Origin of the sequence: Mesorhizobium ciceri WSM4083 (assembly GCF_000519305.1) — a bacterium.
Lineage (GTDB): Bacteria > Pseudomonadota > Alphaproteobacteria > Rhizobiales > Rhizobiaceae > Mesorhizobium > Mesorhizobium ciceri_B.
Genome location: NZ_JAFG01000008.1, coordinates 73,490 through 88,657, shown reverse-complemented (window position 1 = coordinate 88,657; position 15,168 = coordinate 73,490). Strand labels below are relative to the sequence as shown.

Genomic DNA, 15,168 nt, shown 5'->3' with positions numbered 1-15,168 from the left:
AGTGACTGCCCAGCCGACCGACCCGCCGCGCCAGCTGCCGCTCGACCTCGGCCATGGCACCGGCTATTCGCGTGACGAACTCGTCGTCTCCGGCACCAACAACCAGGCGGTGGCGCTGGTCGACCGCTGGCCGGACTGGCCATCGCCGGTGGTGGTGCTGGCAGGTCCCGCCGGTTCGGGCAAGACGCATCTGGCCTCGATCTGGCGCGCCCGCGCCAATGCGGTGGCGGTCGACGCCAGGCGCATCGGCGACAGCATTGCCAATCTCGGCGCGCGGCCGGCGCTGATCGACGATGTCGATACCGGGACGGTTGACGAACAAGGCCTGTTCCATCTGATCAATGCGGTGCGTGGCGCCGGCTCGCAACTGCTTCTGACGGCGCGCCGCTTTCCGTCGGCCTGGGGTGTCGGCCTGCCCGATCTCGCCTCGCGGCTGAAGGCGGCCGCGACAGTCGAAATTCATGAACCCGACGATCTCCTGCTGGCAGGCGTCATCACAAAACTGTTCGCCGACCGCCAGATCGAGGTCGAGCCGCACGTCGTGCAGTATCTGGTCCGCCGCATCGAGCGCTCGCTGGCGACAGCGATGCGCGTGGTGGAGCGGCTCGACCGGACCGCGCTCGAACGCAAGACGCCGATCACCAGGACGCTGGCAGCCGAAACCGTCAACGCCATGGATGAAGGGCAGGGCGAATTCGAGATCTAGGCCGAGAGGCCAGTCTCAGAGCCACATTCTGGCGAAGTGACGGACCGCGAGGTAGACGGCGGAGTGGGCGGCGATATAGCCGGCGGCGACCAGCACGAACATTCCGATACTGACACGCCAGGAGCGGGAGACGACGGCCCCTGGGGCCTGCCTCGCCTGTCTGCGGCTTTCACGGTTGTTCCACATCGCCAGTGCGGCGCAGGCAATTGCCCACGTCACCATGAACGGAACGGTGATGCCGGCATAGGCAAAATAGGCCGGTCCGAAAAGCGACACCCAGGCATCGATTCCAAGCATCTGAACCCCTGTTTGCCGAACCGGCCCGCGGCCGCCGGATGCACGACCGGAGCAAGTGACCATATGGCTGCGTCGGGCATTGGGCATTTGAGGGGATGGTCGGAGTGGAGAGATTCGAACTCCCGACCCTCTGGTCCCAAACCAGATGCGCTACCAGGCTGCGCTACACTCCGAACGGTCTGTTGCCTATTCATTTCGGTGTTGCATGGCAAGAGCAAAATCCTGCGAGAGCAAAAACCTTGCCGCCGTGCGCATTGCGCAGTAATGACGGGCGAAGGGTGGCGATGCTGCCTTGCACAAGAACGAGGTGGCCATGTCCGCGCGCATTTTCAGCCCAGCCAAAACCGCGATGCAGTCCGGCAAGGCCAAGACCGGCCACTGGGTGCTGGAATTCGATCCCGAGTCGCGCAAGAAGATCGACCCGCTGATGGGCTATACGACGTCGGGAGACATGAGAAGCCAGATCAGGCTCAGCTTCGACACGCGCGAAGAGGCGGTCGCCTATGCCGAAAAGCAAGGGCTCGCTTTCCGCGTCGAAGAGCCGAAAGAGACCAAGCGCCGCCAGATTTCCTATGCGGAGAATTTCCGCTATGACCGCAGGACGCCCTGGACGCATTGAACGGCGTCCGGCGCCAGAATATCCAGCCGGCCCGCCGGCCGGCCAGCGGTCCCGTAGCTCAGCTGGATAGAGCACCGGCCTTCTAAGCCGATGGTCACAGGTTCGAATCCTGTCGGGATCGCCAATAAATCAAGCACTTAGGAGTTAGCCGGCTGAAAAGTTCCAACTCGATCATGGAGCGAGTTCCAACTTTTCACCCCTTTTCGTTCTCGCGGATGCGCTTGCGGCCGAGGCGGCGGGCGGCGTCGGCGGAGCGGACGGAGGCGAGGTCGACCGGCTGATAGGTGGCGTGCAGCGCGTTCGATGTGTCGATCGTGTTGGCCATTTTCGCCGAGACGGTGCCGGCCTGGGCGCCGCCGGCCATTGCCTCGATGGCGCCGGAGCGGCGCATGTCGGCCAACGTGCGGCGGTCGCCGGGAAACAGCGTCTCGCAGACGGCGCGGAAATCGTCGGGCATGGTGAAGCGCGAATAGACCGCGCCGGAACGGTTGCGCAGGATGGCGCCGACCTCGCACGGTTCCTTGGCCAGGTAGGCGTCGAGGAGCCGGAGCGTGCGACGGCTCATCGTGCCCAGCGCGTCGCGGCCGGACTTGGCGCGGCCGATGTCGAAATAGCGATCGAAGCCGCTGCCCTTCATCGCCGCCATGGTCAGCTGGCGCAGGTCGACGGGCGAGAATTGCGTGTCCCAGGCGATGGCGATTGCCACGGCGAGGCCGCGATAGCCCGTCCGCCATGCATGCTTGGCCTGGCGGACGGCCTCGCCCTCGCGCCAGCTGAAAGCCCTTGCCTTCGGCGCCCGGTTGCGGATGCCGGTGGAGGGGTCGGCCTTGCCGTGGCAGTATTGCAGCGCCGAACAGACGTTCCACAAAGCGCGCCAGATCTTGATGACGCGGTGCGCTTCGCGCAGCGATACGGTCTGGGCGATCAACTGGCGCAGGCTCGATAAGCTTTCCAGCGATACTTCCGGGTCGGTCGGCGCGAGATCGCCGAACACCGGCCTGATTCGCGCCCAGGCACGCTCCCATTCCTCGCGCGTGCGCGGCTTCTTGGCCGTCCATTCGACCGTGGCGCGGTAGCGGTTGAAGGCTTCACCGATCGATCCGGCCGGGAATTCCGGCTTGAGGTCCTGCGCCTTGCCGGCACGGTGGCGCTGCCAGCGCTCGTTCCAAAGTGCCGCGGTCGCCCAGGCCTGCGGCCCGTCGATGCCGCAACGGACGGCGGCGAAGCCGGCCCATCGCATGGCTTTGGTCGGCTGCCAATAGCCATACTTCCCCTTCTTGACGACGTAATAGGGGATATCCACGCTACCCACCGTAGAGCTTCTCCAGCCTTGCAGCGACAAGGCCGGGAGTGTGCGCCAGAGCGGGCGCCGAAGGCAAGAGGCGGCGGTGGCGCGCCGCGCGCCATGCGTCGATGGCGTCGAGATCGTAATTGCCGGTGTCGGGGTCGGTGGCCGGGAAGCCGCGCGACAAAAGCCGTGGCAAGAGGTCGGTGAACTGTTCCAGCGTCAGGCCGAGCCGCCGTGCCGCCTTTTCGGGCGGTACGTCGCGCGGATCGACGTGGAAGCGGATGCTCATCAGAAGGGGATCTCGTCGTCGAGTTCGCGCGAGCCTCGCGAGGTCTGCGCCTGGCGGGTGCGCTCCTCGACGGCGCGGCGATCATCGGTGTCGCGCGAACGCTGGCTGCCGTAGTCTTCGGCGCCCTCGGCGCCGGGCGGGCGGTTGGAGGGCAGCTTGTCGAGCATCTGGATATCGCCGCGAAAGCGGTTGAGCACCGTCTCGGTGGTGTAGCGATCAATGCCGTCCTGGCCTGCCCATTTGCGGGTCTGCTGCTGGCCCTCGACATAGACCTTCATGCCCTTCTTCAAATATTTTTCCGCGACCTCGGCGAGCTGCGTGTTGAAGACGACGACCGAATGCCACTCGGTGCGTTCCTTGCGCTCGCCGCTGTCCTTGTCCTTCCAGCTTTCGCTGGTCGCCATGCGGAACGAGACGATCGGGTCGCCGGCCTGGCTGCGCCGCACTTCGGGATCGGCGCCGAGATTGCCGACCAGGATGACTTTGTTGACAGATCCAGCCATTACGGTTCCACTCCCATGTCGGTCAGCGTGGCGTTGATGCCGTCGATCTTGCGGTCGAGTTCGGCTTTTGACGTTGCCGACGATCTCGGCGAGATAGACGGAGCCGAGCGCAATGACGCCGGCGTCCTTGCCTTCGCCGACCATCAGGGCGACGGGATCGGTATCGAGGCGGGTGCGCATGGCGCGCATGACCTTGCGGTCGGCGAACAGGCTCTGCGCCCTGGTGATGTCGGACTGCTTCAGCATCACACCATCCCCAGCGCGGCCATGTACAATTCAAGGATGGTCTCGGCCTCCTGCCTTGCGGCCGGGTCCTTGCGGCGCATGGCGACGATCACGCGCATCGCGGGCACATCGAAGCCGGTGCCCTTGGCCTCGCTATAGACCTCGCCGATGTCGTCGCCGATGGTCTTCTTCTCCTCCTCAAGGCGCTCGATGCGCTCGATGAAGGCGCGCAGCTGGCCGGCAGCGACCGTCTGACTGGTGTCTGTGATGTCGTCGGACATGAAATCCTCCGGTTAGAAACGCATTTGCATGAGGAGAAAAGAAGAGCGGTCGCTGTCGGGCAGCAGGCGCACGCCGACCGGGTTTTCGGCGCAGGGCGCGAAGGTGACCTTCGAACCGCCGGCGGCGGCAAGCGCGTCCCTGATGTAGCGGCAGTTGACGACGATCGGCTCGCCGGCACCCTCGACCTCGCAGTCGATCAGGTCCTCGGCGTCGGCGTCGTTGCCCTTGATCTCCAGACGCAGGCCGCCGTCGACCGGCGTCATGCGGATCGGCCGCGCGGTCTCGGCCTTGCCCTTGCCGTCCTTGCGCGGCAGCACCAGGAGCCGGCCGATCGCCGCGTCGAGCGCCTTGGCTGGGACGCAGATGCGGAATTCGCCCGGCGCCTGCATCAGCCTGTTGTATTCGGGGAAGGTGCCGTCGATCAGCTTTGAGGTGACGCGGATGGCTTGCGCCTCGACGGTGATGATCGCCGCGGTACCTGCAATCGTCACTTCGCTTTCGTCGCCATCGAAAATGCGGACCAGCTCCTTGACCGTGCGGTCGGGAATGGTGACGCCGCGGTAGCTGCCGCCGTCGCGCTGTCGGAAGTCGCCCTGCAGCTCGGGTGCGTCGACGCCGATGACGTGGACGCGGTGGCCGTCGGTGGCTGCACCGCGCAATTCGCTGTCGGTGACGTGCAGCAGCACGCCCTGGATGTAGTGGCGGGTCTCGTCCATCGCCTTTTCGCATGTGCGCAGAAGATCGACCAATTCGTTGGCACGGATCGCCATGCTCCAGTCGGTCTCGCCGGCGCCGATCAGGAAGAAATCGGCGCCGGGCAGGATCGGCATGGTCAGCCGGCCCTTGCCCTGGCGGGCGACGACGGTCTTCATGTCGTCTGCGAAGGTCAGCGTGCCGGCATCGTCGCCCGATCCATCGCGCGAGATGAAGAATTCCAGCACCGCGCGCGGGATGGCAGCGACGATGGCAGATCCTTCGCAAGGGATGGTGGCGCAGGCCTCGATGTCGAGGTCCGACATCGTCAGGGTCAGCTTCTTCCTCGCCACTTCGAGGCGGGCATGGTCGAGGATCTCGATGTTGCGCGAGCCGCCGGGAATGTTGCGGATGGCTTTTGCGGCTTCGGCGAAGGCGGCGACGGAGAATTTGATCATAGCGCCATCGTCCCCTGACGGCGAATGCCGGCCAGCATGTGTTCGGCTGCGGGCGAGAGGAATTGATGTTCGGGGTGCATGTCGCGCAACAGGTCGAGCGCATCGGCGACGTTGCGGTCGGCGATCATCTCCTGAAGGCGGTCAAGTTCGCCGGACTGGTAGCCAAGCTTTTCGCGCAGATCGTCGATCTTGGCCTGCGCTTTTTCCAGCTCGTTTACCGAGGTCGATAGCTTTTCTTCCCACTCTTGCCGCTCGGCCTCGACGGCGCTTTCGTGGACAAGGACGCCTTCCTTGACGAGATGGTCGATCGTTTGATCGTGGAGAAAACCCCAGTGTTTGCTGAGTTTGACCAGTGATGCGAACGCTTCCGCGTCCAGTCGGTTGATGTCGCGCCCGATTGACATCGTCAGTGCTTGGGCTTCGTTCGTTGACATCATCACACCCTCCTGGCGTTGGGGCAGAGCGTGGCCAGGCGCTCGCGGTAGGCTTCGGCGGCCTTGGCCACCGGCCATGCGGACAGCCGGCCGCGCATCGGGATCGGCTTGGCGGTGTCGATGGCCGCGCCCCAGCTTTTCGGCGCCGGCATCAGCAATTGCCGTTGCTCGGTCGCCAGCATGCGCAGGTCGAAATCGGCGATTGCCGCGCGGTAGGTCTTGGCCGGAGGCGCCATGCCGGCGGCGCGCCAGATCGCCATGTCGAGGCGGGCCTTGGCGGTGGCGATCAGCGTCTCGACCATGCCGTGCGCCGAGCCGCCATAAAGTTCGGCGGCGATGACGGCGAGCCACTTGGCCACCGGCGTCGTCATGTCGCCGAAGACGAATTCATGCGCGTCGTGCAGCAGGAAATATGCCGCGATGTTGGCGTCGCGGGTTTCTTCCATCGCCGCGTCGGCGCCGACCACGCAATGCTGCGCCACCGAATAGGAATTGCCCGGCACCGCGCCGCCGAAGCGGCAGATGCGCGCCAGCCCCTCGGCGACGTCGCCATGCAGGTCGATGTCGAGCGCGGAAAAACCGGACATCGGAAAGGCGCGGCCGGTGATCGTCTGCTTCCAGAACGAATGGTCGGCGGCGTTCATTGTGCACCTGCCTTGGCGCGCTCAGCAAGCATGCGGTCGGCGATTGCATAGGCTGCCATCGCATGTAAAAGCGCCGAGCTTTCCGATTTTGGATTGGCGGCAAGGCCGGCGAGGGCTTGCCCTGCGAACCAGTCGCGAAGGGTTATCCCCTCGCGATCGGAAAGCGCGGTCGGGAATACCGGACCACCATCCATCGTCTGCACGCCGGTCTTTTCTGCTGCCGTGCTCATATGTGCTCGCCCCGGTGCACGGTCGCCTTCTGTTCGGCGGCGATGGCGTAGATGACGCGGTTGGCCTCGCGCTCCAGCAGCGGCAGACGCCGCAGGAAGGCGTTCAGCATTGCGAGAACGCGCTCGGATTGCGACCACCAGGGGTCGAGCTTGAAGGCGGCGCGCGCCTGGCAGTAGCGCCGCCACTCGATCGCCGCCTTCTCCTCGCTGGCTTCGTCGAGGCCTGCGGTGCGCGGCATGATGTGGGCGGCCGAGGCCATCGCCTTCTCGATGATCTGCTGCATCCGGTCGCCGGTCGGCGCGATCTCGCGGATGAAGGTCTCGGCGAGGATCATCTTGGCTTCGGGCAGATGGGCGAGGATCTCGCCGATCGAGAAGCCAAGGACGGACAGGTCCTTTTCGGTGGCACCGTCGCCGCAGCCGGCGATCTCGCGCAAGGCGTCGGCAAGTTCGGTGGCGCGGGGGTTGCGTCCGCCGCTGCCGGCCTCGGGGTGCTCGACGCGGCGGCTATCGCTGAATCGCTGGCCGGGCTTGCCGGCAAGGCTGGCAGGGATCGGCGCGGCGGTTTCGGATTGACTGCGGGTTTGATGCACGGCGCGCCTCCATCGGTTGAGATGGAGCGCAATATCGAAGAATATGCGATGTTATGTCAAGCGGCTTATCGAAAAAAATGCGATAGCCTGTCAATTGTCATTCGCGACTCACGGCAAACCGCACGCGGCCGACGATGCGAACGGTGTCGTCTTCGTTGCCATCGATCGGGATCGGCTCCTGGAAAAGAGGGTCATCCGATTCCGGCAACAGCCATATCTTGCCGGCCTCGTCGCGCCATAGTGTCTTGACCGTGGCTTCGCGCAAACCGTCGGCGCGCTCGCGTTCGATGATGTAGCGCTTGCCAAGATGCAGATCGTTCTGCGTCTCGATAATGTCGGTGAACACCAGGACCGTGCCCTCCGGATAACGCCGGTTCATCGACGGCCCGCGTGTCTCGGCGGCGTGCAAGGTGTAATGGCGCAGGGCCGGCTCGTCAGGGACCGGCACGGTGTACTGATCGTCTTCGTTCCATTCCCATGTTTCGGCCCATGCGCCGGCCTGGACAAAACCCTTGACCGTCACCATGCGGCCTTCGTCTTTCTGCAGCAGTTCGTCCGGCTCGACGCCGAGCGCCTGGGCGTAATAGCGCAACTTGGTGGTGCCGAGCGCGGTCTTGCCCGACTCGGCGCGCAGCACGGTCTGCCAGTGAACGCCGATCTTGGCGCCCAAGGCTTCCTGTGAAAGGCCCTGCGCCTCCCGTAATTCGCGGATGCGGTTTTTCATGGCAGATGCCTATTCGAACCGCGCAACTCTGAAAATCGAAGAAAATGCGATATCGCACTTGACAGCGATATCGAAATTTGTGCGATATAGGAGACGATTGGAGTTTCGCGATGCAGCTTGCAGAGTGGCGCAAGGAGAAAAACCTCTCCTGTTCCGAGATTGCCAAGGCCCTCGGCCTCGATGGCGATCGCGACGGTACGTCCGTATGGAACTGGGAAACCGGCCGCTCGCGTCCCGATGCCGACATGATCGACAAGATCCGCGTCTTCACCGACGGCGCCGTGACGGCGGCCGACATGCATGAATGCCGGCTCGCCTGGCTGCGCGAAAATCGCCCCGAGAAATTTGAGGCTGCATGATGAGCGCATCAATGGTCTCCTCGGGAAATGCTGCGGCGCAGGTCGCGCGACAGAGCGCGCGCAATCTCGGGCGGCATCACCATGCGGGCGATGATGCGACGCTCCTGAAAGTCATAGCCGGGCGCCGGCAGCTCGACCCAGCCGATCAGGCGCGTGAAATTCTCGGTGTGCTGGACGTCGACGCCGGTGCAGAACAGGCACTGCACGATGACCGGCTCGGTCAGCGCCGGGGCCTTTTCGTCGGCCATTCAATCCTCCTGCTCGATCGCAAGCCGGGCGCGTTCACGGCTGAACCTATCGCGCAGGCGCAGCGGTCCGCCGCCCTTCACCTCGACGATTTCGACGCCACGCCCCTCGGCGTCGCGGCCGGTCCCGTGCCCTCCCAAGCCGGGACCGGCCTTTCCAATCAAGCAATCCAGGAGATGGCGGAATGAGCAGGGCACTGTTGCCTCCATAGGCGGGTTTCAGAACACCGCCACATCACCACCACCGCAGCCTTCCCACCACGGGAAACGCCGCCGGGTTTTCCCGGCGCGGGAATTCTTTTTGACCCTTGAGGCACGCCATGTCCGACACTTTGCCCACCGCATGGTTCTACCGGCTGAAAGCCGCGCAGCGCGACCTGATCGCACGGGCCGGCGGCATCGAGCGCTCGGCCGAAATCGCCTCGCTGTCGAAAAGCCAGATCGGCCGCTTCAACAATGCCGGCGATCCCGAATTGATGCCGCTGACGGCGGTGCTGATGCTGGAGGCCGAGTGCGGCGCACCGCTGGTGACGGCGGTGATGGCGGAACTCAACGGCCGCCGCCTGGCCGACGCCGAAATCGGCGACGCAGCCAACGCCTCGATCATGGCCAGCCATGCCGAAGTGGTGGTGCAGGCCGGCGAGCTGATGGCCAAGGGCGCCATTGCCTTTGCCGATGGAAGGCTGACGCCTTCGGAAGCCGCCGGCATCGACCGTTCGGCCGCCTCGCTCGAGCACGCCGTGTCCGACCTGCGCCGCGCCGCCGCTTCGGCGCGCGTCAACGGATTGTCGGTGGTCGGGAGCACGAAGTAGATGGACCTCAACGAGTATTCACGCGACTGCCATGCCGCCAATCAGCATTGGTGGCATCACCCGCAAACCGGCGAGAGGCTGGAGCGGAACAAGGGTGAACTGCTCTGCCTGATCCATTCCGAAATCTCGGAATGCATGGAAGGCGAGCGCAAGGATCTGATGGATGACAAGCTGCCTCATCGCAAGATGGCGGAAGTCGAGCTTGCCGATGCTCTGATTCGGATTTTCGATTACGCCGGCGCTTATGGCTACGATCTCGAAGGCGCAGTGCGCGAAAAGCGCGCTTACAATGCGAAGCGCGCGGACCACCAGGCCGAGGCGCGCCTCGCCGCCAACGGCAAGCGGTGGTGATGATGCGCCGCCGCCCGATCCATTCCATGGCCGGTGCCCTGGCAGTGTCGGGATTGCTCGCCGGCCTGGTGCTTGCCGGCACGCATGGCAAGGCATGGCCGCACGATGCGCCGAACGGCTGGGCCTATCCGGCCGGCTGCTGCTCCGGCGTCGACTGCCGCGAGGTGGCAGATGCCGAGGTGATCGAGGGCGCGCGCGGCTACGAGATCCGCAAGACCGGCGAACTGATCCCGACGCCATGGCTGCGCTCGAAACCGTCGTCATGAACATGATTGCGGATCTTGCCATGGATCTCGATGACGCCAATTGCGGACTGGATTCGGTGACAGGCGATATCCGGCTTGGCCTGCAGATGCGCTTTCCGGGGACGAAGCAATGATCCCCGCCGAGATCGTCTCCCGCGCGCGTGACATGTCGATCGTCGACGTGGCGCTGGCGCTTGGGGCGGCGGAGGGTTGCAAGATCGACGAGCGCGGCGTGCCGTGCCCGTGCTGCGGCGGGCGCGACCGGTTTTCGCTGGACAAGGGCAAGAACGTCTTCCTGTGCCGCGCCTCCGGCGCCGGCGGCGATCCGATCGCGCTGGTGCAGCATGTGCATCAATGCAGCTTTGCCGAGGCGATCGAGCAGCTGACCGGCGAAAAGCCGATCGCGGCCGCCAAACGGGCGCCGGCGCAGAGCGACGACGACAGACAAGAATGGCGCGAAAAGGCGCGGCGCCGGGCCTGGAAGATCTGGCAGAACGCCGCGCCGATCGAGCCGGAGCGTGGCGGCCACTGGCTGCGCGACTATTTTGCGCTGCGTGCCATCGCTTTCCCCGCATGGCGCATCAAGGCGCTGCGCGAAGTGTCGAGCCTTGCCTACTGGCACCGCAGCAAGGCCGGCGACGAGTTCAAGGTGATCCACAGCGGACCGGCGATGCTGGCGGCGATCACCGGACCTGACGGCCATTTCATCGGCGTGCATCGCACCTGGATCGACCTGTCGCGGCCGAATGGCAAGGCGGCGATATCGGATCCCGCGACCGGCGACCTGCTCGATGCCAAGAAGGTCGAGGGGTCGCAAAAGGGCGGCAAGATCGTGCTGTTCGACGGCCAGCCCGGTGGCGGTTGCGTGCTCGGCGAGGGTATCGAGACGGTGCTGTCATGGGCGTCGCTCCACCGCTCCCAACATGGCGACTGCGCGCTCTGGTGTGGATTGAACATCGGCAACATTGCCGGCAAGGCGGCCGAACAGATCCCGCATCCCTCGCTGACGATGACCGACCGGATCGGCCGCAAGCGGAGGCAGAAGGTCGGCGGCCATGAGCCGGACCTTTCCGACACCGACTGCCTGCAGATCCCGGCCGACGATTTCGAGCGTCTGATCCTGCTCGGCGACGGCGACAGCGACCGCTTCACCACGCAGGCCGCCATGATGCGCGCCCGCAACCGCTTCGAATTGACCGGTCATGACGCCGGGATCGACTGGGCGCCGGACGGGCAGGACTTCAACGACGTGTTGCGGGAACGGGCGGCGCAAACCAGGGCGAGGGCAGTGGCATGAGGGGCGACGCCCTGCATCTGCCGGAGCCGACCGGCATCTGGTATCGCTTCTCGGTCAAGTGCGACCGGCCGACCAATGCGGCCATCGAGAAGGCGGCGAAGTCTGCCGGCATGAGCCCGACCAGCTTCGTGCAGAAGCATTTCGAGGGCATTTTGGCAGCGCCGCCGGTCGATCAGTCGGCACCGCCGTCGACCACCAACTGCACGCGCGATTTCGACGTCGCCAAAAGCGTCGGCATCACGGTCACCGTCTTGCGCCTTTACCGGGCGATGGATCACGCCAAGGACGGCAACGGCAACGTGCAGATGTCGATGCTGTCACTGGCCGACGTCGCCGGTGTGGCGCCGGCCTCGGTCAAGACATTCCAGCACAAGCTGATGCGCCGCGGGCTGATCAAGGAAGTCAGGCCCGCCAGCCACCGCACACCGGCAATCTTCCATGTCTTTTCGATAGGGGACGAACAATGAGCGAGTGGAGCCAGGCCGAGATCGACACCTTGCGCAAACTGACAGGCGAGGGCCTTTCCGCCAGCCAGATTGGCACCAAGATGGGGCGCAGCCGCAATGCCATCATCGGCAAGATCCTGCGTCTGAACGGTGCTGGCGGCCATCTCACCGTTCGGCCGATCAAGGCTGGCGACGGCAGGCCCGTGCGGCGCCCGGCGCCATGCCGGCCGAGACCGCCGAAGCTGGCGTTCGTCGCTGCCAAACCAGTGTTCGAGCGCCCGCAGCCGTATGTGCCGGCGCAGAATCTGCCGGCGACCTTGCCGGTCGGCTTCCTCGACGCGGTCAACGCCAGGAAATGCCTGCACTTTGTCGGCGACCCTTTCAGCTCTGACGGTCCCGAAATGCCGGTGTGCGGGGCCGAGCGATCGGAAGCGGCCGGCGCCGTGCCCTATTGCCGGCGCCATTTTGCCAGCGCAACGCGCGAGCGGGTGCCTGCATGACCCTGCAATCCTATCACGACTTCCTGGCGCAGAAGCGCGTGGCCGATGTTGCCAGCGGGCTGGTCGATCTGCCGGACCTGCCGGCGTTCCTGTTTCCGCACCAGCGCGACATCGTGCGCTGGTCGCTGCGCCGGGGCAGGGCGGCGGTGTTTGCCGGCACCGGGCTCGGCAAGACGCTGATGGAGCTGGTCTGGGCGCGCGTGGTGTCCAACCATACCGGCAAGCCGGTGTTGCTGTTCGCGCCGCTGGCGGTCGGGCCGCAGCATGAGGACGAGGCGAAGAAATACGATCTGCTGGCCCGCGTCGTCACCCGTGACGGCGTGGTCGACGAGACCGCGATCACCAACTACCAGAAGCTCGACCTGTTCGATCTCTCCCGCTATGGCGGCATCGCGCTCGACGAAAGCTCAATCCTGAAAAGCTTCGATGGCCACTACCGCAACCGGCTGATCGAGATCGCCAGGCCGATCCCGTTCCGGCTCGCGGCCACGGCAACGCCGGCGCCGAATGACTTCATGGAGCTGGGCAGCCATGCCGAGTTCCTCGGCGTGATGAGCTATTTCTCGATGCTGGCGACCTTCTTCACCCATGACGGGTCGGAGACGAAAAGCTGGCGGCTGAAGGGCCATGCCGAAAACGAGTTCTGGCGCTGGATGGCGTCATGGGCGGTGATGCTGCGCAAGCCGTCCGACCTCGGCTATTCCGACGACGGCTATGAACTGCCACCGTTGACCAAGCGTCTGCATGTGGTCGAGACCGGATCGCATTGGGACGATGGCGGGCAGTTCTCGCTGCTGCCGGTGCAGGCGAAAACACTGCAGGAGCGCAACCACGCGCGCAAATCGACGATCGATCACCGCATCGCGCGTGCGGTGGCGCTGACGCCGGCCGATGATCATTACGTCTGGTGGGGCAACCTCAACGCCGAGACCGAAGGCGTGACCAAGGCCATTCCCGGCGCCGTAGAGGTGCGCGGCAGCGACCATGACGATTACAAGGAAGAAAAGCTGAAGGCGTTCAGCCAGGGCAAGATCCGCGTGCTGGTGACGAAACCGTCGATCTGCGGTTTTGGCATGAACTGGCAGCACTGCCACCGCACCGGCTTCGTCGGCCTCAACGACAGTTTCGAGCAGGTCTACCAGGCGATCCGCCGCTTCTGGCGCTTCGGCCAGGGCAGCGAAGTGACCGCCGACTTCATCGCCGCCGACACCGAGGGCGCGATCATCGCCAATCTCGACCGCAAGGAAGCCGACGCCGAGCGCATGGCGGCGGCGATGGTGCGGCACATGGCCGATATGTCGTCGGTCGCGGTGCGCGGCGCGGCGCTGGAGCGGCACGATTACCAGCCGAAACAGAAGTTGCGGCTGCCAGCCTGGGAGGAGTTCGCGTGAGCAACGAAGGGCAATTCAGGCTCAAGATGTACAACGTTAAGGTCAAGGGTTTCCCGGTGTCGGCGTTCCCTGCCGCAACGCCGTCCAAGGCCAGAGCCGAAGCTTGGCGCCAGTACACTCACGCCTACGACGTTTCGTTCCGTGAGTTCCTGAAGGTCTCGACCATCGCCCGCATAGATCCACCGCCGAGGTTCGGCGAAGAAATCACCGTATCCGGCGAAAGGGCGTTTTTGGTCACCGGCTACCCCGGAGGTCAGTACGTCGCTTTCGCACGCCCAAACAGCGATCAGATCCTCTTGTCACATCCGCTCGATGTCTCGGCACTCGCGGGGGATGCGGCATGAAAAAGCTCCCCGCCATAAAAGCCGTCGACCAGGACGTGACCGACCGCTACGCCATCTACCAGGGCGACAGCTGCGAGCTGATCCGGGCCGTACCGGGTGACAGCGTGCATTTCGGCGTGCATTCGCCGCCCTTCGAGGGGCTTTACAAATTCTCCGGCTCGGATCGCGACCTGTCGAATTCCGAGGGGAAAACCTTCTGGCAGCATTACCAGTTCCTGATCTTGGAAATGCTGCGCATCACCATGCCCAGCGCCTGGCCCGAAATGGTCGAGTCCTTCACCACCTGCTTGTGGTTGGCCGACTACATCGTCGCCTTCCGCAAGCCTGGCGACAATCCCGAGCCGGTCAGCGGCGCGCTGAAACGCTATGTCGGCGAGGGTGAGGGTCCGGACTATGCCAAGTTCACCACCGACAATGACAGCCGCAACTGGTTTTCGATCGAGGTCTGGCAGCGCTATGCGTCGCCGGTGTGGATGGACATCCGCCAGACCCGCACCCTGCAATACCTGACCGCGCGGGATGGAAACGATGAAGCCCACATCTCGCCGCTGCAGCTCGACGTCATCGAGCGCTGCATCGACCTGTGGTCCAATCCCGACGACATCGTGTTCACGCCGTTCCTCGGCATTGGCTCGGAAGTCTGGGCGGCGGTGCAGTCGGGCCGGCGCGGCCTCGGCTTCGAGCTCAAGGACAAGTATTTCCGCCAGGCGCGCATCAACATGACGCGCGAAATCGCGGCGGTGTCGGCCGACGCGTTGACCGCACTGGAGCCGCGAGAGGGTGAGGAAGAGGCCGACGACGCGCCAGAGACCGCCGAGGACATGGTTAACGAACTGGAGCCCGCTTCCTGATGGCGCGCCTAGACGCCTGCCTGGAATGCGGTGAGCCGTTCGAGCGGGCGACGGGCCGCGAGTTCTGCACGCCGAAATGCCGCAAGGACTGGAACAACCGCCGCATGAAGCGCGGTGCCGAGCTTTACGATCTCTACATGGCGCACCGTTTCGACCGCGCGACCGCCAAGGAATTGCGGGTGTTCCAGGCGATCAACCGCATGGCGTCGAATTTCCGGCTTGAAGACAAGGCCGAGCGCGCCGGCCGGCAATCATGGCGGCGGCCGGCGGCGGTGCTGGAGGAACGGCCATATCTGCGCAGCGTGACGACGCACGTGCGCATGGGCCGGATGGGCACCTGAC

General features: G+C 64.9%; 26 protein-coding genes and 2 tRNA genes. 14 read left to right on the top strand and 14 right to left on the bottom strand.

The annotated features are described in order from the left end of the window. Position 1 precedes the first annotated feature (1 nt). Positions 2 to 706 carry a DnaA regulatory inactivator HdaA gene (gene hdaA, locus MESCI2_RS0118735; RefSeq protein WP_027037913.1) on the top strand — a complete coding sequence of 235 codons (705 nt, stop codon included), beginning with the start codon at positions 2 to 4 and terminating at the stop codon, positions 704 to 706. 15 nt (positions 707 to 721) lie between these two features. On the opposite strand, the gene MESCI2_RS0118730 is transcribed toward hdaA, so the two are convergent. Next, positions 722 to 1,003, bottom strand: a complete 282-nt coding sequence (locus MESCI2_RS0118730) for a hypothetical protein (RefSeq protein WP_027037912.1) — start codon at positions 1,001 to 1,003, stop codon at positions 722 to 724. A 96-nt stretch (positions 1,004 to 1,099) separates the two neighbouring features. After that, a tRNA-Pro gene (locus tag MESCI2_RS0118725) sits at positions 1,100 to 1,176 on the bottom strand. Positions 1,177 to 1,316: 140 nt separating this feature from the next. Here MESCI2_RS0118725 and MESCI2_RS0118720 point away from each other — a divergent pair. Together MESCI2_RS0118720 and MESCI2_RS0118715 are read left to right on the top strand one after the other, a co-directional pair. After that, positions 1,317 to 1,622, top strand: a complete 306-nt coding sequence (locus MESCI2_RS0118720) for an ETC complex I subunit (RefSeq protein WP_027037911.1) — start codon at positions 1,317 to 1,319, stop codon at positions 1,620 to 1,622. A 47-nt stretch (positions 1,623 to 1,669) separates the two neighbouring features. Beyond that, positions 1,670 to 1,746: transfer RNA gene (locus MESCI2_RS0118715), tRNA-Arg, on the top strand. 69 nt (positions 1,747 to 1,815) lie between these two features. Here MESCI2_RS0118715 and MESCI2_RS0118710 read toward each other — a convergent pair. The 10 genes from MESCI2_RS0118710 to MESCI2_RS0118665 form a co-directional block, all read right to left on the bottom strand. After that, a complete protein-coding gene (locus MESCI2_RS0118710) occupies positions 1,816 to 2,934 on the bottom strand; it encodes a hypothetical protein (RefSeq protein WP_032900973.1) in 1,119 nt (372 codons plus the stop codon). Then, the gene (locus MESCI2_RS01000000134930; RefSeq protein WP_032900972.1) at positions 2,927 to 3,199 is read right to left on the bottom strand and encodes a hypothetical protein; all 273 of its coding nucleotides are present in this window, start codon (positions 3,197 to 3,199) and stop codon (positions 2,927 to 2,929) included. Before MESCI2_RS01000000134930 ends, MESCI2_RS0118710 begins: the two co-directional genes overlap by 8 nt. After that, positions 3,199 to 3,702: a single-stranded DNA-binding protein gene (ssb, locus tag MESCI2_RS0118700; protein ID WP_027037909.1), complete on the bottom strand. Its 504-nt coding sequence runs from the start codon at positions 3,700 to 3,702 to the stop codon at positions 3,199 to 3,201. Before ssb ends, MESCI2_RS01000000134930 begins: the two co-directional genes overlap by 1 nt. Before the next feature lie 245 nt (positions 3,703 to 3,947). Then, positions 3,948 to 4,208, bottom strand: a complete 261-nt coding sequence (locus MESCI2_RS0118695) for a DUF2312 domain-containing protein (protein WP_027037908.1) — start codon at positions 4,206 to 4,208, stop codon at positions 3,948 to 3,950. A 12-nt stretch (positions 4,209 to 4,220) separates the two neighbouring features. After that, the gene (locus tag MESCI2_RS0118690) at positions 4,221 to 5,360 is read right to left on the bottom strand and encodes a DNA polymerase III subunit beta (protein WP_027037907.1); all 1,140 of its coding nucleotides are present in this window, start codon (positions 5,358 to 5,360) and stop codon (positions 4,221 to 4,223) included. Beyond that, positions 5,357 to 5,797: a hypothetical protein gene (locus MESCI2_RS0118685; protein ID WP_027037906.1), complete on the bottom strand. Its 441-nt coding sequence runs from the start codon at positions 5,795 to 5,797 to the stop codon at positions 5,357 to 5,359. Before MESCI2_RS0118685 ends, MESCI2_RS0118690 begins: the two co-directional genes overlap by 4 nt. Further along, a complete protein-coding gene (locus MESCI2_RS01000000134925; protein WP_050596594.1) occupies positions 5,797 to 6,438 on the bottom strand; it encodes a hypothetical protein in 642 nt (213 codons plus the stop codon). Before MESCI2_RS01000000134925 ends, MESCI2_RS0118685 begins: the two co-directional genes overlap by 1 nt. After that, positions 6,435 to 6,668, bottom strand: a complete 234-nt coding sequence (locus MESCI2_RS01000000134920; protein WP_032900969.1) for a hypothetical protein — start codon at positions 6,666 to 6,668, stop codon at positions 6,435 to 6,437. Before MESCI2_RS01000000134920 ends, MESCI2_RS01000000134925 begins: the two co-directional genes overlap by 4 nt. Then, positions 6,665 to 7,261, bottom strand: a complete 597-nt coding sequence (locus tag MESCI2_RS0118670; RefSeq protein ID WP_027037905.1) for a hypothetical protein — start codon at positions 7,259 to 7,261, stop codon at positions 6,665 to 6,667. Before MESCI2_RS0118670 ends, MESCI2_RS01000000134920 begins: the two co-directional genes overlap by 4 nt. Positions 7,262 to 7,358: 97 nt before the next feature. Further along, positions 7,359 to 7,985, bottom strand: coding sequence for an XRE family transcriptional regulator (locus MESCI2_RS0118665; protein ID WP_027037904.1), 627 nt, complete (start codon positions 7,983 to 7,985; stop codon positions 7,359 to 7,361). Between the two features lie 110 nt (positions 7,986 to 8,095). Here MESCI2_RS0118665 and MESCI2_RS0118660 point away from each other — a divergent pair, with 110 nt between their 5' ends. Beyond that, positions 8,096 to 8,344 carry a helix-turn-helix domain-containing protein gene (locus MESCI2_RS0118660; protein WP_027037903.1) on the top strand — a complete coding sequence of 83 codons (249 nt, stop codon included), beginning with the start codon at positions 8,096 to 8,098 and terminating at the stop codon, positions 8,342 to 8,344. A gap of 8 nt (positions 8,345 to 8,352) precedes the next feature. Here the strand turns inward: MESCI2_RS0118660 and MESCI2_RS0118655 are convergent, their stop codons facing one another. Together MESCI2_RS0118655 and MESCI2_RS01000000134915 are read right to left on the bottom strand one after the other, a co-directional pair. Continuing rightward, positions 8,353 to 8,592 (bottom strand): hypothetical protein, encoded by a 240-nt coding sequence (locus MESCI2_RS0118655; RefSeq protein ID WP_027037902.1) that lies wholly within the window; start codon positions 8,590 to 8,592, stop codon positions 8,353 to 8,355. Further along, complete coding sequence (locus tag MESCI2_RS01000000134915) at positions 8,593 to 8,730, bottom strand: hypothetical protein (RefSeq protein WP_155936635.1); 138 nt, start codon at positions 8,728 to 8,730, stop codon at positions 8,593 to 8,595. It abuts the gene before it with no gap. A 179-nt stretch (positions 8,731 to 8,909) separates the two neighbouring features. Between MESCI2_RS01000000134915 and MESCI2_RS0118645 the strand changes: the two genes are divergently transcribed. The 10 genes from MESCI2_RS0118645 to MESCI2_RS0118595 all read left to right on the top strand — a co-directional run bounded on the left by MESCI2_RS0118645 (position 8,910) and on the right by MESCI2_RS0118595 (position 15,167). Beyond that, positions 8,910 to 9,401, top strand: a complete 492-nt coding sequence (locus MESCI2_RS0118645; RefSeq protein WP_027037901.1) for a hypothetical protein — start codon at positions 8,910 to 8,912, stop codon at positions 9,399 to 9,401. Continuing rightward, a complete protein-coding gene (locus MESCI2_RS0118640; protein ID WP_027037900.1) occupies positions 9,402 to 9,752 on the top strand; it encodes a hypothetical protein in 351 nt (116 codons plus the stop codon). Continuing rightward, positions 9,752 to 10,018, top strand: a complete 267-nt coding sequence (locus MESCI2_RS01000000134910) for a hypothetical protein (protein WP_197031569.1) — start codon at positions 9,752 to 9,754, stop codon at positions 10,016 to 10,018. Before MESCI2_RS0118640 ends, MESCI2_RS01000000134910 begins: the two co-directional genes overlap by 1 nt. A 109-nt stretch (positions 10,019 to 10,127) precedes the next feature. Next, positions 10,128 to 11,294: a DUF7146 domain-containing protein gene (locus MESCI2_RS01000000134905; protein WP_050596593.1), complete on the top strand. Its 1,167-nt coding sequence runs from the start codon at positions 10,128 to 10,130 to the stop codon at positions 11,292 to 11,294. Next, positions 11,291 to 11,761 carry a hypothetical protein gene (locus tag MESCI2_RS1000000138495; RefSeq protein ID WP_027037899.1) on the top strand — a complete coding sequence of 157 codons (471 nt, stop codon included), beginning with the start codon at positions 11,291 to 11,293 and terminating at the stop codon, positions 11,759 to 11,761. The genes MESCI2_RS01000000134905 and MESCI2_RS1000000138495 overlap by 4 nt, the downstream gene beginning before the upstream one ends. Then, positions 11,758 to 12,240 carry a GcrA family cell cycle regulator gene (locus MESCI2_RS1000000138490; RefSeq protein WP_050596592.1) on the top strand — a complete coding sequence of 161 codons (483 nt, stop codon included), beginning with the start codon at positions 11,758 to 11,760 and terminating at the stop codon, positions 12,238 to 12,240. Before MESCI2_RS1000000138495 ends, MESCI2_RS1000000138490 begins: the two co-directional genes overlap by 4 nt. Continuing rightward, complete coding sequence (locus MESCI2_RS0118610) at positions 12,237 to 13,631, top strand: helicase (RefSeq protein WP_027037898.1); 1,395 nt, start codon at positions 12,237 to 12,239, stop codon at positions 13,629 to 13,631. Before MESCI2_RS1000000138490 ends, MESCI2_RS0118610 begins: the two co-directional genes overlap by 4 nt. Further along, positions 13,628 to 13,975 (top strand): hypothetical protein, encoded by a 348-nt coding sequence (locus tag MESCI2_RS0118605; protein WP_027037897.1) that lies wholly within the window; start codon positions 13,628 to 13,630, stop codon positions 13,973 to 13,975. Before MESCI2_RS0118610 ends, MESCI2_RS0118605 begins: the two co-directional genes overlap by 4 nt. Next, positions 13,972 to 14,826 (top strand): DNA methyltransferase, encoded by an 855-nt coding sequence (locus MESCI2_RS0118600; protein WP_027037896.1) that lies wholly within the window; start codon positions 13,972 to 13,974, stop codon positions 14,824 to 14,826. Before MESCI2_RS0118605 ends, MESCI2_RS0118600 begins: the two co-directional genes overlap by 4 nt. Beyond that, positions 14,826 to 15,167, top strand: a complete 342-nt coding sequence (locus tag MESCI2_RS0118595; RefSeq protein ID WP_027037895.1) for a hypothetical protein — start codon at positions 14,826 to 14,828, stop codon at positions 15,165 to 15,167. The genes MESCI2_RS0118600 and MESCI2_RS0118595 overlap by 1 nt, the downstream gene beginning before the upstream one ends. Position 15,168: the final 1 nt, after the last annotated feature.

What these genes read in the sequence shown, in the direction of transcription:
- MESCI2_RS0118610 (WP_027037898.1), top strand. Translation starts at nt 12,237, where the DNA reads ATGACCCTGCAATCCTATCACGACTTCCTGGCGCAGAAGCGCGTGGCC.
- ssb (WP_027037909.1), bottom strand. Translation starts at nt 3,702, where the DNA reads ATGGCTGGATCTGTCAACAAAGTCATCCTGGTCGGCAATCTCGGCGCC.
- MESCI2_RS0118695 (WP_027037908.1), bottom strand. Translation starts at nt 4,208, where the DNA reads ATGTCCGACGACATCACAGACACCAGTCAGACGGTCGCTGCCGGCCAG.
- MESCI2_RS1000000138490 (WP_050596592.1), top strand. Translation starts at nt 11,758, where the DNA reads ATGAGCGAGTGGAGCCAGGCCGAGATCGACACCTTGCGCAAACTGACA.
- MESCI2_RS01000000134905 (WP_050596593.1), top strand. Translation starts at nt 10,128, where the DNA reads ATGATCCCCGCCGAGATCGTCTCCCGCGCGCGTGACATGTCGATCGTC.
- MESCI2_RS0118640 (WP_027037900.1), top strand. Translation starts at nt 9,402, where the DNA reads ATGGACCTCAACGAGTATTCACGCGACTGCCATGCCGCCAATCAGCAT.
- MESCI2_RS0118690 (WP_027037907.1), bottom strand. Translation starts at nt 5,360, where the DNA reads ATGATCAAATTCTCCGTCGCCGCCTTCGCCGAAGCCGCAAAAGCCATC.
- MESCI2_RS0118730 (WP_027037912.1), bottom strand. Translation starts at nt 1,003, where the DNA reads ATGCTTGGAATCGATGCCTGGGTGTCGCTTTTCGGACCGGCCTATTTT.
- MESCI2_RS0118645 (WP_027037901.1), top strand. Translation starts at nt 8,910, where the DNA reads ATGTCCGACACTTTGCCCACCGCATGGTTCTACCGGCTGAAAGCCGCG.
- MESCI2_RS0118685 (WP_027037906.1), bottom strand. Translation starts at nt 5,797, where the DNA reads ATGATGTCAACGAACGAAGCCCAAGCACTGACGATGTCAATCGGGCGC.
- MESCI2_RS0118665 (WP_027037904.1), bottom strand. Translation starts at nt 7,985, where the DNA reads ATGAAAAACCGCATCCGCGAATTACGGGAGGCGCAGGGCCTTTCACAG.
- MESCI2_RS0118655 (WP_027037902.1), bottom strand. Translation starts at nt 8,592, where the DNA reads ATGGCCGACGAAAAGGCCCCGGCGCTGACCGAGCCGGTCATCGTGCAG.
- MESCI2_RS0118595 (WP_027037895.1), top strand. Translation starts at nt 14,826, where the DNA reads ATGGCGCGCCTAGACGCCTGCCTGGAATGCGGTGAGCCGTTCGAGCGG.
- MESCI2_RS0118600 (WP_027037896.1), top strand. Translation starts at nt 13,972, where the DNA reads ATGAAAAAGCTCCCCGCCATAAAAGCCGTCGACCAGGACGTGACCGAC.
- MESCI2_RS0118660 (WP_027037903.1), top strand. Translation starts at nt 8,096, where the DNA reads ATGCAGCTTGCAGAGTGGCGCAAGGAGAAAAACCTCTCCTGTTCCGAG.
- MESCI2_RS01000000134920 (WP_032900969.1), bottom strand. Translation starts at nt 6,668, where the DNA reads ATGAGCACGGCAGCAGAAAAGACCGGCGTGCAGACGATGGATGGTGGT.
- MESCI2_RS01000000134910 (WP_197031569.1), top strand. Translation starts at nt 9,752, where the DNA reads ATGATGCGCCGCCGCCCGATCCATTCCATGGCCGGTGCCCTGGCAGTG.
- MESCI2_RS0118720 (WP_027037911.1), top strand. Translation starts at nt 1,317, where the DNA reads ATGTCCGCGCGCATTTTCAGCCCAGCCAAAACCGCGATGCAGTCCGGC.
- MESCI2_RS01000000134930 (WP_032900972.1), bottom strand. Translation starts at nt 3,199, where the DNA reads ATGAGCATCCGCTTCCACGTCGATCCGCGCGACGTACCGCCCGAAAAG.
- MESCI2_RS01000000134925 (WP_050596594.1), bottom strand. Translation starts at nt 6,438, where the DNA reads ATGAACGCCGCCGACCATTCGTTCTGGAAGCAGACGATCACCGGCCGC.
- MESCI2_RS1000000138495 (WP_027037899.1), top strand. Translation starts at nt 11,291, where the DNA reads ATGAGGGGCGACGCCCTGCATCTGCCGGAGCCGACCGGCATCTGGTAT.